The sequence below is a fragment of the Planomonospora sp. ID67723 genome (genome assembly GCF_015711605.1).
Classification (GTDB): Bacteria; Actinomycetota; Actinomycetes; order Streptosporangiales; family Streptosporangiaceae; genus Planomonospora_A.
On sequence record NZ_JABTEZ010000002.1, the window covers coordinates 698,794 to 713,467 of the forward strand.

Genomic DNA, 14,674 nt, shown 5'->3' on the forward strand with positions numbered 1-14,674 from the left:
GCGACCCTTGACCTATCCCCTGTATGGAGTGACGATGCGGCGGCTTGGAACGGTCTTTGCACTCCTCGGCGGCGTGGTGCTCGCGGTCGCCGCGATGCCCGCCGCCCTGGCCCACGAACATCCCAGTGGGATCACCGACCTGGTGACCCCGGCGATCGTCCGCGTCGAGGCGAAGGCCAAGGTGGACATCACCCTGCTCGACCACATCGGCAAGCTGCAGCACATCGAGCGGAGCTACGAGGTGCCGCTGGGCAGCGGCACCGGGACCGTCGTCAACCCCGAGGGCGCCATCGTCACCCTGACCCGGGTGGTGCAGACCGACAAGGACGTCGCGGTCCACGCCGCGAACAAGATCTTCGCCGAGCACCACAACGTGGAGATCCCCGACGACTTCGAGCGGCACACGATCAAGGACGACACGCTCAACCGGCACCTGCAGGAGTGCTACCCGCCGAAGAAGCCGACCGCGACCTGCATCATCGACGTCGCCACCGAGATCCAGATATTTCCCAACATCACACCGGCCGACGAGCAGGGGTTCAAAGCGGAGATCGTCCGCCCGGGGAGCCGGCCGGACGGCCCCGTCGTGCTGATGCCGGTCGGGCGCGCCGACGGCAGCGCCGGCCTGCCCACCGCGCCGCTGGCCGCCAAGGTGCCCGACAAGGAGGGCGCACCGGTCGCGGTCGCCGGGTTCACCGGGCGGCCGTCGGCGAGCCTGAAGGAGAAGGTGGACATCGCGCACCTGCGGGCCGGCGGCGCCGGCGACGGCGGGCGGCAGTTCAAGGACCCCGAAGGGAAGGTCGACGAGCCGCCCAAGGTGGGCAAGCTGATCGACCAGGGTCTGCTCGGCGGGCCGGTGATCGAGGACAAGGAGGGCAAGGTCGTCGGGCTGCTGGTGGGCGGCGGCCAGGACGGCCGGATGATCGGCGTCCGGGAGATCACCAAGGCGCTGGCCGAGGCCGGGGTCACCGCTCGCCGGGGCCCGATCGACGCCGCGTTCGAGCAGGCGCTGATCCGCTTCCACACCAAGTACTACGGCGACGCCGTGCCCGGCTTCCAGCGGGTCCTCGACCTCTACCCGGGACATCCGGTGGCCGCCGCGCTCCTGAAGGACTCCCAGGCCAAGCGCGGCACGGCGGAGGACGAGGGGAGCAGACGCGCCGCCGCCGGGTCCCCGGACCGCACGTCGGGCCTGCCGCTCTGGCCGTTCCTGGTGGGCGGCGGCGTCCTGGTCGTGGCCGTGGTCGCCGGCGCTCTGCTGTACTGGCGGCGCGGAGCGCAGGCCGGTCCCGGTGCGGATGGTTCCGGCGGGACCGGTGAAAGAGGCTTCGGAACCGGGGAGAGAGGCTTCGGAGCCGAGAGCGGAGGGATCACGGCGGGGAGCACGGGACCCAGGGGGGCCGGAGCGCCGGCTCCCGGACCGCCGCCCGCCGGGCCCCGGCCCCCGCTCGACGAGGACGCCGGGGCCACCGTGGTGGTGGGCCGGTCCTTCCCCGCGCTGCCGGTGGTCTCCTCCCCGGCCGAGCCGGGCCGGCCGTCCGCCTCCGGACAGCCGCCGGCCCCGGAGGCGGACACGGGTCGCCCGCCCGGCCGCCGGGTCGCCTCGGGACCCCCTTCCGCCACCGGCCAGGCGCCCGCGACCGGACAGCCTGTGCTGGTCGCCCGGGATCCCGGTCCGAGAGCGGACGCCACCGCCGGCGGGACGGCGGTCAACCAGAAGTACTGCACCGCCTGCGGGATGCGGCTGGGTCCCGCGCACCGCTTCTGCGGCTACTGCGGCCATCCGGCCGAGGCGTGACGGCGCCGGTGAACGAGAGATCGCTGGTCGGCCAGGAAGTCGCCGGTTACCACGTCGAGGATGTCATCGGAAAGGGCGGCATGGCCGTGGTCTACCTCGCGGTGGACTCCCGGCTCGGCCGCCGGGTGGCCCTGAAGGTCCTCAACCCGCTGCTGGGCGAGGACGACCGGTTCCGCCAGCGCTTCATCCTGGAGTCGCGGACGGTCGCAGGCATCGACCACCCCAACATCATCCCGATCTACGAGGCGGACGCCGCCTCCGACGGCACCCTCTACATCGCGATGCGCTACGTCGACGGCCCCGACCTGCGCCGCCTCTTCTACGACCGGGGGCCGCTGCCGATCAGCCAGGTCAACCGGATCGCGGCCCAGGTCGCGGCGGCGCTGGACACCTCGCACGCGCACGACCTGATCCACCGCGACGTCAAGCCCGCCAACATCCTGATCGCCGGGCACGCCGAGGGCGAGCACGTCTACCTCACCGACTTCGGCATCACCAAGCACCGCACCTCGATCTCCGGGCTGACCCAGACCGACCAGTTCATCGGCACCCCCCGCTACATGTCGCCCGAGCAGATCAACAAGGAGGTCATCGACGGCCGCTGCGACCAGTACGGCCTGGCCTGCGTGGTCTACGAGGCGCTGGCCGGGCGGCTGCCGTTCCAGCGGGACAACGAGATCGCGCTGCTCTGGGCGCATCTCGCCGAGCCGCCCACGCCGCTCAGTTCGCTCCGGCCCGAGCTCCCGATGGAGGTCGACGGGGTCATGATGCGGGCGCTGGCCAAGTCCCCCGAGCAGCGCTACGGCACCTGCGCCGAGTTCGTCGCGGAGCTCCGTGACGCGATCAGCGGCCAGTCCTACCAGCTTCAGCAGGGCGACCAGTCCCACCGGTTCCAGCAGGGCGGCCGGACCGACCGGCCTCCCCAGACCTACCAGCCGGGGGAGAGCGAACCGCTCACGAGGCCGGGATCGCTCCGGCCGGGCAGGCGGGGCGTGCTCGTCGGCGCGGGGGCGGCGATCGTGCTGATCGTCGCGCTGGTGACGGTGCTCGCCCTGGTCTTGCGGGGCGGCGATGACACGTGGGAGCCCTACCAGGGGTCGTCCGCGGTGCCGGTCGCCTTCGACCACCCCGCGGACTGGACCGTGCTCCAGCACGCCGACGCGTTCACGGTGGCCGCCCCCCGCGCCGAGGAGTTCCGGGCGCTGTTCAGCACGCAGGTCAGCGCCGACTGGTCGGCCGTCAACGAGATCATCAAGGCCGACCCCGCGGAGGCCACCGGCGTCTACGCGCAGACCCTGGACACGCTCGATCCGCGTGGCGGGGCCCAGCAGCTGCAAGAGACCCTGCAGTCCTCGCTGCCGGGCACCGTCAACGTCTTCTCCGAGGTGGTACAGGTGCGGGTCGGCGGGCAGCCCGCCGTACGGCTGGAGGGGTCGATCGCCGACCCGCAGCGCGGCGGGCAGCTCGACTTCGTCGGCTACGCCGTGGAGCGGCCGGACGAACCCGCGCTGATGATCTATTTCTGCGCCCCCAGCCGCTGCGACGACTCGCTGGCCAACCGGCTCGTGCGGAGCGTCTCCTTCCCGACCCAGTGACCTTCTCGACGGCCCGTCCGTCCGGCCTGTGCACTTGTGATCGGCTTGCAGACGACTTGTTTGGGCGTTTTGTCCTATATGCAAGGAGGGTTGGACGGTCTACTCTCCCCGCATGGTGGTTCCCCTCCCTGCCCTTCGGCGCCTCCGCACGGTGTCGAAGATCGATGTGGTGATCGGTGGCGCGATCGTCGTCCTCGGCACGATCGAGGCCTTCACCGTCGCGGCCGCCCACGCCCACGCCTCCCGCGCCCGCCGCCTGGCCGAGCACGCCGTACGGCTGGAACGCGACAGGAAGCGCCTGGCCGCCGGGGGCGAGAACGCGCTGCCCGGCATCGAGCGCCCGAGCCGCGAGACGGTCCTCGCGGTGGGCCCGCGCCCCGAGGGCGGCGGGTTCCGGGTCCACGCACACCTGCCCGTCTCCCCGGAGGTCCTTGTATGAACACCATCCGCATCGTGATCGCCGACGACCAGGCGATGGTCCGTGCCGGGCTGAAGCTCGTGGTGGAGAGCGAGCCCGGCATGGAGGTGGTGGGGGAGGCTCCGGACGGGGTGGAGGCCGTCGCCGTGGTCCGCCGCACGCGCCCGGACATCGTGCTGATGGACATCTCCATGCCCCGCATGGACGGCCTCACCGCGGCCCGGCAGCTGCTCGACCAGCCGGACCCGCCCAAGGTGGTCATGCTCACCACCTTCGACACCGACGAGAACCTCTACGCCGCCCTCCGCGCGGGGACCAGCGGCTTCCTGCTCAAGGTCTCCCCGCCCGAGCAGCTCGTCGAGGCCATCCGCGTCGTGGTCGGCGGCGACGCCCTGCTGGACCCGGCGGTGACCACCCGCGTGATCGCCTCCTTCGCCGGCCACCACGAGCCCTCGGCTCCTCCCCAGCTCGCCGATCTGACCCCGCGCGAGCTGGAGGTCCTGCGTTTCCTGGCCCGCGGCCTGACCAACGCCGAGATCGCGCGCGAGCTCTTCGTCGGGGAGGCCACGGTCAAGACCCACGTGGCGCGGGTGCTGATGAAGCTGCGACTGCGGGACCGGGCCCAGGCGGTGGTGTTCGCCTACGAGTCGGGCGTGGTACGGCCGGGCGCGGCCGTCTGAGAGGTGGTGCGGCCGGGCGCGGCGGTGGTGTAGCGGGAGGCCCGGCCTCCCGGGGAAGGGAGGCCGGGCCGGACGGGGGCGCATCCGCACGACCGCGCTCAGACGGCGGTCTTCGCGTCGGCCGGCGCGGTCCGGGCGGCCGGGTAGTGGGAGATCCACTCCTCGCGGCTCATCGTGAGCATCTTGACGCCGAGGTGGCCCAGCGCGACCACCGGGATGCCCCAGAGCACCACGGTCGCCGGGCCGTACGGCACGGCCATCGAGCCGCCGTAGCCGATCGCGAGGACGAGCGGGACCCACCAGTGGGCGAACCCGGCCCGCCAGACGCCGATGGCCAGGACCGGCGTGCCGAAGATGGCGAAGAAGATCCACGGCAGCTGGAAGCCGAAGACGACGCCGGGCAGGCCGACCATCTCGTCCATGATGGCCGTGGCCTTGTCGGGGCTGTAGTTCTGCCCGAGCCACCACTCCACCGGGTCGGCCATGAGCAGGCCCGACAGGTTGATGTAGCCGAGGACCACGAGCGGGCCCGCGATGTGCCCGAACACCGCCGCGCGGCGGCGCATCACGTGCAGCATGCCGAGGGCGGCCAGCGCCATCAGCAGGTACGCCCAGTGGTAGAGCACCGACTGGATCTGGGCGAGGACGGGGTTGGCGCCGAAGCTGACCGCCTCCCGCTCGTCGCCCCAGGTGCCGGGGTCGAGGATGACGGCGATCGCCTGGAGGAGCGGAGCGACGATCAGCAGCACGCCGGAGGCGACGCGCCGGAAGTCGGCTGAGTCCTTGAACATAGGGGGTTCCTTGCCTGTGCGGAGGCCTGAGCTGGCCGTACGCCGAGGAAGGTAGTCAACGGGAGCGCATCCGGTCGTCCGCCGCCGGGCTGATCCGGCGTCCCCCTGCCGGAGGAAGGGGGACACCCGGGACGGGCGGAGACGCCTGCCGCCTCCAGCCCGTCCCGGGGTACGTCCGGCGCGCTCAGGGAGCGACGGCTCGCCGGATGCCGGAGAGCGATGCGGCCAGGAGGCGGGTGCGGCCGGTGGAGTCCGCGTAGCCGGCGAGCGCCGCGCACAGGAACACCGCCAGCACGCGCGCCGCCGTCTCGCGCTCGGCACCGACCGGGCGCCCGTAGGCCGCCAGCAGCGCCGTACGGGATGCTCCGGAGAAGCCCGCGTAGGCCAGGGAGAGGTCGACCGCCGGGTCGGCCAGGCAGAGGTCGCCCCAGTCGATGACGCCGGTCGCCTCGCCGTCCGGGCCGACCAGCAGGTGCCTCTGGTGCAGGTCGCCGTGGGAGACCACGGCGGGACCCGGCGGCGGCCCCGCCTTCTCGCCCTCGGCCAGCAACTGTTCGACGGCAGGGTCCGGCGTCCACAGGCCGCGCCGGTCGAGGACGGCCAGCCGCTCGCGGGCCATCGGCGCCCGCACGCCGGGATCGCCCCGGCGCATCGGATCGACGGGCAGGTCGGCGCCCACCTCGGCGGCCAGGCCCGGGTCGTGCAGGACCCGCAGGAACGCGCCGAGACCGGCTGCGGCCCGCATCCGCCCGGCCTCGGAGAGCCGGGCTTCGGCCAGCTCCTGACCGGGGATCAGCTCCGCGCCCCAGAACGGCCACGGGTAGGAGCCGCCGGGGCGCCCGACGTGCGCGGGCACCGGCAGCGCCAGCGGCAGTCTCGGCGCCAGGGCCGGGAGTACGGCGATCTCCCGTTCGATGCCGGGCAGCGCGATGGCGCGGCGCGGGAAGCGGAACACCAACCGCCCGCCGACGAGGTGGACGGTGTTGTCCCAGCCGGTGGCGAGCGGCTCGACCGGCGCGCCGCGCAGGTGAGGGAACTGCTCTCCCACCAGCGCCGCCGCCGCGGCCTCCCCGACGTCGTGCTCGGCTTCCCACTCCGCGCCGGGCTCGTTTTCCGGACCGCTGCTCGTCACGGTCGTCACGTTATCGCGCGGCCGGTCGGGCACATGGCCGTACGCCGTGCGGAGGCCGGCCGGATGCCCGGGTCGTCATGGGGCTGTTCTCCGCGGGGCCGGCCGGCGGTCACGGGGCGTCTCCCGGCAGGACGCGCTCGACCACGGCGGTGACGAGATCGCGGACCTCCTCCTCGGAGAAGATCTCGGGCAGGGTGAGCCGCTCGACGATCAGCCAGTTCAGCGCCAGGTAGAGCACCACCACCGTGGTGGCGTCGCCCGGCAGGCCGGATTCCACGTGGAAACCGATGTTGGCGTCGATGTCGGCGCGGATCTGTCGGGTGAGCACGGCGCGCAGCTCCGGGCGGCGGGTGGCCTCCAGACGCAGTTCCAGCAGGGCGAGGTAACCCGAGCGGAAGTCGGTGATCCGGCCCACCAGCTCGTGCATCAGCTGGGTGACGCGTGCCCGGTCACGCGGTCCCTCCAGGGCGGCGGAGATGGTGGCCGGGTCGGGGTGCAGCCGCTCGTAGACCCGCCCGCCCGCCTGGGTGAGCAGGTCGTCGCGGTTGGCGAAGTAGTTCGACGCGGTGCCGTTGGGCACCGCGGCCTCCGTGTCGACGGCGCGGAAGGTCAGGCCGCGCGCGCCCTCACGGGCCAGGACCTCTATGGCCGCGTCGACGAGCGCGGCCCTCCGCTCCGGATTCTGTCGCATCACGTCTCCTCAGGGTCTCCCTTGACACCACTCTAAGCTTAGTACTACGTTTAAACCACTGCTACTGAAGTACTATAAGTGGAGTGGAAGGAGGCGGTCGGATGCATGTCGAACTCACCGCCCGGACCCCTGCGGTCCTCCCCGTCGCCCCGGCCGCCGCAATCGCCTCCGCGCCCCCGCTCGCCGTGCCGCACCGAATGGACGGGGTGTCGCGGCATCCCTCGCCGCCCAGGCCGGACCTGCGGAACCCTCCGCTGCGGTCCGTGCCGCGGCCCAGGCCGCTGCCCGGGCCTGGAACCCGGAGGTGAGCGCGGGCCGGACCGGCCCCGTTCCACGTCAGGCACCCCCGCACCAGAGGAACAGGAACACAGATGCGAAAGCTCGTTTACTACATCGGCGTGACCATCGACGGCTTCATCGCCGCCCCCGACGGCAGCGCGGACTTCTTCCCGGTGACCAAGGACGTTGTCGACTTCCTCGTCGCGGACTACCCGGACACCCTGCCCACGCACGTCCGTGAGCAGCTCGGGGTCCACGGCGACAACCCGCACTTCGACACCGGCGTCCAGGGGCGGGTCACCTACGAACCCGCCCTGGAGATCGGGGTGACCAGCCCCTATGCCCACCTGCGCCAGTACGTGGTCTCGGAGAGCATGACCGCGAGCCCCGACCCGGCGGTCGAGATCGTCTCCGGCGACCCGCTCGCCAAGGTCCGTGAGCTCAAGGCCGAGGAGGGCAAGGACATCTATCTGATCGGCGGCGCCCGGCTCGCCGGGACCCTGCTGCCCGAGATCGACCGGCTGGTCGTCAAGCTCTACCCGGTCGTCGCCGGGGCAGGGATCCCGCTGTTCAGCGCCGAGTTCTCCCCGGTGCACTTCGAGCTCGCCGGCACCCGCGTCCTCGACGGAGGCACGGTCGTGCTCACCTATGACAGGAAGTGATCCTGCGCGGCGGGAACACGGCCCCCGCGACGGCGGAGCCGCGGCTCACCCGACGGGTGCGGTGAACCGCGCGTCGTAGGGGTTGTACGGGCCGTGCCCCGCCCGCCGGGCCTCCTGGAAGCCGCTGATCCGCAGGACGATCATGCACGCCAGGACTCCGGCGACCAGGGTGGGAACGAGGATGAAGGCCTCCGCCCAGGCCGCGTTGCGCAGGCTCTCGAGCCGGTCCCGGCTTTTCCGGTGCCGTCTCCGCCTGAACGGAGACGCCGGGCCGGTGGGATGATACGAGGATATCCGGTGAAACGCCATGAGAATAAACCGGTCGGCGCGAGGATTCATGGTGAAAACTTTGCCCGGAGAATATCGGTGATTGACTCGGGGCTCTCGGTGCGGGCACCCGGCCGTACGTCCTCTCGCGGAGATGCCGGGCAGGCCGGAGGGTGCGCTTCACCGCCGCTGCGCATGGCTCGTGAAGGGCGCTGGGACGTCCGGCCGGGCCGGTGAAACGCATTGCGGAAACGGGGGTCGCGGTTTCTGGGAGAGGTTCGCCTTCTCCGGTCAGGAGACGCCTGCCGTTCCGGTCGGAATCGGCTTGCGCAAAGTCACGGAAAACGCCGGGGATTTCCACGGCCGGACCGGACGGGCGCATTATGGGAATCCTTGGGACGGCCTGTTCCGGTCACCGGTCCGGACCCGCCGGAAACATCGGCGGGGATCACGCCCCGGGGTGCGAAGCCGGTGCCGGGTGGAGGTCGAAGGCGCACCACACGGTGCGTCCGAGCGCGCCGCGGTCGCGCACGCCCCAGCGCCCGCCGGACAGCTCCCGGACGATGGCCAGACCGCGTCCCCGCTCCACGTCGTCCGGTACGGCGTCGCAGGCGCGGGGCCGTGAGGAGTCCCCGCCCGGATCCGTGACCTCCACGCGCAGGAGGTCGGCCGTCCGGACGAGCACGAGGAGCATCAGATCGCACGGCCCGCCGGCGGCGTGCACGGCGGCGTTGGCGACGAGCTCGGAGGTGGCCAGCCGTACGTTCTCGTAGGCGGGATGGTCGGCTCCGAGCCATTCCCGCACGCAGACGCGGGCCTGTGAGGCGGAGGCGGGATCGAGCGTCAGATAGGCCTCTCCGAGGATTTCCGATCCGACTTCTCCGGGGCTGATGACTGCGTTCATGTTCCATCCGCTCGGCGGTGGGTTCGCGGATTCGTCTCCCGAGCATCGCACTCTTTGGATACGGTCTGTAGCGGAACGACCACGATCATGGTCAACGGAATCTGTGAAATGGGCTGTGAAACCGAGGGGGGTGCCCGATGCCCAGACCCAGCGAGCTCGACCCCAGCGTGTCGCCGATCGCCTTCTTCGGCTACGAGCTGCGGAGATACCGGCAGGAGGCCGGGCTGACCCAGTCGAAGCTGGCCAGCCGGGCCGGGTTCGCGCTGGGCACGATCTCGATGGCGGAGACCGGCCGGCGTCCTCCGACGGAGGATTTCGCACGGCGCTGCGACGAGGCGCTGGGCGTGGACGGGGCGCTCATCCGGATCAAAGAGATGATCGACAATGTCTCGGCCCGGCTGCCCGCCTGGTTCCGGCCGTGGGCGGAGATCGAGCAGACCGCCGAGGTGCTGCGAACCTGGGAACCGCTCATCGTGCCGGGTCTGCTCCAGACCGAGGACTACGCGCGGGTGCTGTTCAGCGGCGAGCCGCGCGCCTCGGCAGGGGGAGTGGAGCGGGACGTCGCCGCCCGGATGGAGCGTCAGCGCATCCTGGAGCGGGAGAACCCGCCCATGCTCTGGGTGGTCATCGACGAGGGCGTGCTCGGCCGCCGCATCGGTGACGACGCGATCATGGCGGCGCAGCTCGGCCGCCTCCTGGAGGCCGCCCGGCTGCCGCACGTCACCGTCCAGGTGCTGCCCTTCGTGGCGGGCAGCACCGTCGGCCTGCTGGGCGGTTTCGTCATTGCGCAGGTCCGGGGCCTTGCCAATACTGTCTACATGGAGTCGGCTGGCCAGGGCCAGGTGACCGACCGGCCCGACGACGTGGCGGACATCACCACCAAATATGAGGCGATCCGCGCGGAGGCGCTCCCTCAGCGGGCATCGCTGGAACTCGTTCGGGAGATGAGAGACCGATGGATCGGGAACTGAGAGAAGCCCTGTGGGCGAAGTCGCCGTTCTCCGGCGGCAACGGCGGCAACTGCGTGGAGATCGCCAAGCTGCCGGGCGGCCGGGTCGGCGTCCGCGACAGCAAGGATCGGTCTGGTCCGGCACTGGTGTTCACTCCGTCCGAGTGGACCGCTTTCACCCGCTGGGTCCGTACGGACGACACGGTCTGAACGCATGCCGTACGACCCTGCACGGCCGCGCCCGGCACACGGGGGCGCGGCCGTGCAGGAGCGTCCTGCGGGTGGAACCGGTCAGCGGGTCTCCACCCAGATGTCGACGATCTGGTGCGGGGTGATGCCGGTGACCGAGGCGGTTCCGGCGGGCTGCCACGGGCCGATGATCGGGATCAGGCCGATCTCCGGCAGGAAGTGGCGCTGAAGCACCCGGATCCGGTGCTCGCCCGCGCCGGTGGCGCAGTAGCTGGAGGCCTGCCGTCCGGAGACCTGGTAACTGCAGTCCGTGGGCGCGGCGGAGGCGCCGGGGGCGGTCGCCGTGACCATCGCGGTGGTCAGGAACGCGGCCGCCGAAACGACCGCCGCCCGTTTTCTGGCGTTCATGCATGACTCCTGAAGGCTGGGGACGTCGTGAGCATGCAGGCGGGGCCGCTGCAGCGGCCGGCGCTTATCTATAGGAAACTTTCCTAAAGGAAAAGTAGACCTCCCCCGTCCCAGGGTCAACACCTCGGCGAACGTCATCGGGAAACGCCTCTTCCGTGGGAAAACATGACGCGGCGGGCCGTGTGCGGGCATCTGGTATCACGACTTACCCGACACAAGAGAAAGGCGATATCGGCTCATGTTGTACCGGCCGGTCGCCGAGCACTTCCGACGATTCACCACTTCGTAGGATTTCGGCGTCCCCGGCATGCCTACGCTGGTCCCGTGATCAGATCTCGTACGGCCGCCGCCCTCGCGGCGACCGCTCTTCTGCTGGCCGCGGGATGCGGCACCGCCGGGAACGACGCGGCCGGTCCGGCCGCCACGTCCCCGGCCGCGACCGGCTCCGGCGAGCCGTCGGAGCCGGTCGCGACCCCGAAGGCGTCCGTTCCGCAGGAGCTGGCGTTCACCGCCAGGACGCTGGGCGGCCAGACCTTCGAGGGGGCGAGCCTCGCGGGCAAGCCGGTGGTCTTCTGGTTCTGGGCGCCGTGGTGCCTCAAGTGCCGTTCGGAGGCGCCCGCGGTCAGGTCCGCGGCGGAGAAGTACGGCGACGTCGCCTTCGTGGGGGTCGCGAGCCTCGACACCGAGGCCGCGATGAAGGAGTTCGTCCGGAGCACCGGGACCGGGACCATCGTGCAGCTCTCCGACGAGAAGGGCGCGGTGTGGACCAGGCTGGGCGTCAGCCAGCAGTCCACGTTCGTGTTCATGAAGCCGGACGGCTCGACGGAGAAGGCCTCGGGCCCGCTCGGCTCGGGGGAGCTGGACGGGCACGTCGAGAAGCTGCGCGCCGGATAGCGCCGGACGGTGTCTGCCGACCTTCCGCTCGCCCTGGCGCTGGCCGCGGGCACGGTCGCCGCGTTCAACCCGTGCGGCTTCGCGATGCTCCCCGCGTATCTCACCATGCTGATCAACGACGGGCCGGCCACCGGCGACGGGGCCGTACGGCGCGGCCCGGTGGCACGGGCGGTGCTGCTGTCGGCCGCGATGACCACCGGGTTCGTCACGGTCTTCGGCCTGTTCGGGCTGGTCGTGACCTCGCTGGCCGTCTCCGTCGGGCGGTACCTGCCATGGGCGACTGTCATGATCGGGATCGCCCTGACCGGGCTCGGCCTCTGGCTGCTGAGCGGCAGGGAGCTCCTGGTCCGCGTGTCCTCACTCGGCGCCGGCCGCGTCACCGCCTCCCCGGTCTCGCTGTACGGCTACGGCCTGTCCTACGCCGTGGCCTCCCTGTCCTGCACCGCCGGGCCGTTCCTCGCGGTCACCTCCGCCTCCCTGGCCGGTGGCGGCGTCCTGGGCGGCCTGGCCGTCTTCGTCGCCTACGCGGCGGGCATGGGGCTGGTCGTCACCCTGCTCTCGCTGGCCGTGGCGCTGGCGCGCGGCGCGGTGGTCGCCCGGATGCGCCGCATCCTGCCCCACGTGCCGCGGATCAGCGGGGGACTCCTCGTGGCGGCCGGGCTGTACGTCGTCTACTACGGCTGGTACGAGCTGCGCGTCTTCGCGGGATCGTCCGCCGACGACCCGATCGTGGGCGCGGCGACGGCCGTGCAGGGGGCGGTCGCCTCCGGGGTGGAGGCCCTCGGCGCGGGAGGGATCGCGATCGCGCTCGCCGCGCTCGCCCTCGGCGCGGCCGCACTGCGCCGGGTACGGCGTAACGCCGGGCCGCGCCGGTGACGTCCGCCTGCCCGGCCGGGCTCCCGCCCGCCCGGCCGGGTCCCCGATCGGGACCCGCTCAACGCAGGGCCGCGAACCAGCGTCCCGCCTCCCACCAGCAGTCGGCCGTGCCGAACCCGCTGTCCAGGGCCAGCCGCACCAGGTCGGCGGCCGAGACCGTGGCCCATCCGAACCAGCCGCCGACGGTCCCGCCGCGGCGGAGCCGGACCCGGTCGACACGGCTCCTCGTGCCGGGAGGTTCCGCCTCGACGACGGCCTCGCCGCCGGGCCGCACGAGCTCCCTGACCCTGCGCAGCAGCGCCGAGGGATCGCCGCCGATGCCGATGTTGCCGTCGGCCAGCAGCACGGTCGCCCAGGCGCCGCTGCCCGGCACGTCGCCGAAGACGTCCCTCAGCAGGGCGAACCCTCCGGCCCGGCGGGTCAGGTGGACGGCGTGCGGGGTGATGTCGATGCCGAGCGCGGGCACGCCCCGGCGGGCGAGGGCCACGGTGAGCCGTCCCGGTCCGGAGCCGACGTCCAGTGTGGGACCGGCGCACCGGGCCAGGACGGACTCGTCGCCCTCGATCGGCTCCAGCCAGCGGGCCGCCTCCAGCGCCCTGCGGGTCCCGTCGACATACTCGATCTCGGTCGCCGCCCCGGCGAGGGAGTCGGCGTAGAGCTCACCCATCATCGGGGGAGTCCCGCTCCCGTGACGTGGGTTTCGACGTGGGACCCGACGTGGGTCCCGACTCGGACGCCGGTCCCGGTCCCGGTCCCGACGCCGGTCACCGACCGGAGCACGGCGGCGAACCGGGACCCGGGCGCCTCGGCCGCGACCCTGAGGGCGTCGTCCGCGTCGTCCACGTCGGTCAGCTCCGGCATGACCGCCACCGACAGCCCGGCCCCGCGCAGCCGCGCCAGCAGGGCGGCCCCGGTGTCCGGCCGGGACATGGGCACGCCGTGCAGCAGCTCGGGGCCGGGGCGGCGCAGGCCCAGCAGCCAGAAGCCGCCGTCGGAGGCGGGGCCGTACACCGCGTCGTGGCCGGCCAGCGCCCCGGCGGCGGCCAGCAGCAGATCCGGGGCCACCTGCGGGGTGTCCATGCCGATCAGGACGGCGGGTTCCGGGTGGAGCCGGCAGGCGTCGGCGAAGGCCGCGGCGAGCCGCTCGTCGAGACCGGCGCCGCGCTGCGCGATCACGGTGAACCCCGCAGGCAGCCACGTCCCGGGGAGCCCGTCGAGGGCCAGGACGCGGTGCCGTACCGGTGTGGCGGCGACGGCGCGCAGGGTGTCCTCCAGCGCCGCGGCGGCCAGGCGCGCGGCCTGGCCGGGGGTGAACGGCGGGGTCAGGCGGGTCTTGACCCGTCCGGCCACCGGCTCCTTCGCGATGACCACGAGCTGCGTCATACCGTCTCTCCCACGACCTCTTCCACGGGCCTTCTCGCGACCTCCGCCATGACGCGCCGCATGTCGCCGACGGCCCGCAGGGTCCCGCGGACCGTGCCGGTCACCTTGGACCGGCCGGCGCGGGGCAGATAGTCCACCCGGGTCTCGGCGATCTGCCAGCCGGCCGCCGCGGCGCGCAGCACCATCTCCAGCGGGTAGCCGAAGCGGCGGTCGGTCAACCCCAGGCTGAGGAGCGCGGCGCGCCTGCCCGCGCGCATCGGGCCGAGATCGTGCAGCCGTGCGCCGGTGCGCCGCCGCAGGCTCGCGGCCAGTACGGCGTTGCCCGCCCGGGCGTGCACCGGCCAGGAGGCTCCCGGCCGAGGGACACGCCGGCCGAGCACCAGGTCGCTCCAGCCCGTCCGCACCGGGCCGGCGACGAGCGGCAGCTGACGGGGGTCGAGGGAGGCGTCGGCGTCCATGAAGCACACGATGTCGGCGGTGGCGGCGAGCAACCCGGCATGGCAGGCGGCGCCGAACCCGCGCCGGGGCTCACCGACCACCAGCGCGCCGTATTCGGCGGCGACCTCGGCGGAGCGGTCGGTGGAGCCGTTGTCGACCACGATCGGACGGTAGCCGTAGGGCATGCGCCCGAGCACCCACGGGAGCGCGGACTCCTCGTCGAGACATGGCAGCACCACGTCGATCTTCATGATTCCGACCGTAGACCGGACGGCGCCGGACAACCCTTACGAAGTGGTGACGTGCTTCCGGGAAACCTC

The 14,674-nt window shown here is 72.4% G+C and carries 18 protein-coding genes; 9 read left to right on the forward strand and 9 right to left on the reverse strand.

All coding sequences use genetic code 11. The features are described from left to right. Positions 1-34 precede the first annotated feature (34 nt). The 4 genes from HS041_RS15805 (at position 35) to HS041_RS15820 (ending at position 4,491) form a co-directional block, all read left to right on the forward strand. Positions 35-1,798, forward strand: a complete 1,764-nt coding sequence (locus HS041_RS15805) for a zinc ribbon domain-containing protein (protein WP_196441437.1) — start codon at positions 35-37, stop codon at positions 1,796-1,798. An 8-nt stretch (positions 1,799-1,806) separates the two neighbouring features. Continuing rightward, positions 1,807-3,393 (forward strand): serine/threonine-protein kinase, encoded by a 1,587-nt coding sequence (locus HS041_RS15810; protein ID WP_307845315.1) that lies wholly within the window; start codon positions 1,807-1,809, stop codon positions 3,391-3,393. A gap of 151 nt (positions 3,394-3,544) precedes the next feature. Continuing rightward, a complete protein-coding gene (locus HS041_RS15815) occupies positions 3,545-3,832 on the forward strand; it encodes a hypothetical protein (RefSeq protein ID WP_196441439.1) in 288 nt (95 codons plus the stop codon). Next, complete coding sequence (locus HS041_RS15820) at positions 3,829-4,491, forward strand: response regulator (RefSeq protein WP_196441440.1); 663 nt, start codon at positions 3,829-3,831, stop codon at positions 4,489-4,491. The genes HS041_RS15815 and HS041_RS15820 overlap by 4 nt, the downstream gene beginning before the upstream one ends. Before the next feature lie 98 nt (positions 4,492-4,589). Here the strand turns inward: HS041_RS15820 and HS041_RS15825 are convergent, their stop codons facing one another. The 3 genes from HS041_RS15825 to HS041_RS15835 form a co-directional block, all read right to left on the reverse strand. Then, positions 4,590-5,282 carry a hypothetical protein gene (locus HS041_RS15825; protein ID WP_196441441.1) on the reverse strand — a complete coding sequence of 231 codons (693 nt, stop codon included), beginning with the start codon at positions 5,280-5,282 and terminating at the stop codon, positions 4,590-4,592. Positions 5,283-5,466: 184 nt separating this feature from the next. Beyond that, positions 5,467-6,414: a phosphotransferase gene (locus tag HS041_RS15830; RefSeq protein WP_196441442.1), complete on the reverse strand. Its 948-nt coding sequence runs from the start codon at positions 6,412-6,414 to the stop codon at positions 5,467-5,469. A 109-nt stretch (positions 6,415-6,523) separates the two neighbouring features. After that, entirely contained in the window at positions 6,524-7,105 is a 582-nt protein-coding gene (locus HS041_RS15835) for a TetR/AcrR family transcriptional regulator (RefSeq protein ID WP_196441443.1), read from the reverse strand. Between the two features lie 371 nt (positions 7,106-7,476). On the opposite strand from HS041_RS15835, the gene HS041_RS15840 reads away from it, so the two are divergent. Then, positions 7,477-8,046 carry a dihydrofolate reductase family protein gene (locus tag HS041_RS15840; RefSeq protein ID WP_196441444.1) on the forward strand — a complete coding sequence of 190 codons (570 nt, stop codon included), beginning with the start codon at positions 7,477-7,479 and terminating at the stop codon, positions 8,044-8,046. 45 nt (positions 8,047-8,091) lie between these two features. Here the strand turns inward: HS041_RS15840 and HS041_RS15845 are convergent, their stop codons facing one another. Both HS041_RS15845 and HS041_RS15850 read right to left on the reverse strand, forming a co-directional pair. Continuing rightward, positions 8,092-8,385: a hypothetical protein gene (locus HS041_RS15845; protein WP_196441445.1), complete on the reverse strand. Its 294-nt coding sequence runs from the start codon at positions 8,383-8,385 to the stop codon at positions 8,092-8,094. 376 nt (positions 8,386-8,761) lie between these two features. Continuing rightward, the gene (locus tag HS041_RS15850; protein ID WP_196441446.1) at positions 8,762-9,217 is read right to left on the reverse strand and encodes an ATP-binding protein; all 456 of its coding nucleotides are present in this window, start codon (positions 9,215-9,217) and stop codon (positions 8,762-8,764) included. Between the two features lie 137 nt (positions 9,218-9,354). Here HS041_RS15850 and HS041_RS15855 point away from each other — a divergent pair, with 137 nt between their 5' ends. Both HS041_RS15855 and HS041_RS15860 read left to right on the forward strand, forming a co-directional pair. Further along, entirely contained in the window at positions 9,355-10,188 is an 834-nt protein-coding gene (locus tag HS041_RS15855) for a helix-turn-helix domain-containing protein (RefSeq protein ID WP_196441447.1), read from the forward strand. Next, complete coding sequence (locus HS041_RS15860) at positions 10,173-10,376, forward strand: DUF397 domain-containing protein (RefSeq protein ID WP_196441448.1); 204 nt, start codon at positions 10,173-10,175, stop codon at positions 10,374-10,376. Before HS041_RS15855 ends, HS041_RS15860 begins: the two co-directional genes overlap by 16 nt. Positions 10,377-10,457: 81 nt before the next feature. Here the strand turns inward: HS041_RS15860 and HS041_RS15865 are convergent, their stop codons facing one another. After that, positions 10,458-10,763, reverse strand: coding sequence for a hypothetical protein (locus tag HS041_RS15865; protein ID WP_196441449.1), 306 nt, complete (start codon positions 10,761-10,763; stop codon positions 10,458-10,460). A 324-nt stretch (positions 10,764-11,087) separates the two neighbouring features. Here HS041_RS15865 and HS041_RS15870 point away from each other — a divergent pair, with 324 nt between their 5' ends. Together HS041_RS15870 and HS041_RS15875 are read left to right on the forward strand one after the other, a co-directional pair. Beyond that, on the forward strand, positions 11,088-11,657 hold the full coding sequence (locus HS041_RS15870; protein WP_196441450.1) for a TlpA family protein disulfide reductase: 570 nt from the start codon (positions 11,088-11,090) through the stop codon (positions 11,655-11,657). Between the two features lie 9 nt (positions 11,658-11,666). Beyond that, positions 11,667-12,533 carry a cytochrome c biogenesis CcdA family protein gene (locus HS041_RS15875; RefSeq protein ID WP_196441451.1) on the forward strand — a complete coding sequence of 289 codons (867 nt, stop codon included), beginning with the start codon at positions 11,667-11,669 and terminating at the stop codon, positions 12,531-12,533. 58 nt (positions 12,534-12,591) lie between these two features. Here HS041_RS15875 and HS041_RS15880 read toward each other — a convergent pair whose 3' ends face one another. From HS041_RS15880 to HS041_RS15890, 3 genes are read right to left on the reverse strand one after another with little or no spacing between them, the layout of a single operon-like run. Then, positions 12,592-13,203 carry a class I SAM-dependent methyltransferase gene (locus tag HS041_RS15880; protein WP_196441452.1) on the reverse strand — a complete coding sequence of 204 codons (612 nt, stop codon included), beginning with the start codon at positions 13,201-13,203 and terminating at the stop codon, positions 12,592-12,594. Continuing rightward, on the reverse strand, positions 13,200-13,916 hold the full coding sequence (locus HS041_RS15885; protein WP_196441453.1) for a TIGR04282 family arsenosugar biosynthesis glycosyltransferase: 717 nt from the start codon (positions 13,914-13,916) through the stop codon (positions 13,200-13,202). The genes HS041_RS15880 and HS041_RS15885 overlap by 4 nt, the downstream gene beginning before the upstream one ends. After that, on the reverse strand, positions 13,913-14,605 hold the full coding sequence (locus HS041_RS15890) for a glycosyltransferase family 2 protein (protein ID WP_196441454.1): 693 nt from the start codon (positions 14,603-14,605) through the stop codon (positions 13,913-13,915). The genes HS041_RS15885 and HS041_RS15890 overlap by 4 nt, the downstream gene beginning before the upstream one ends. Between the last annotated feature and the right edge of the window lie 69 nt (positions 14,606-14,674).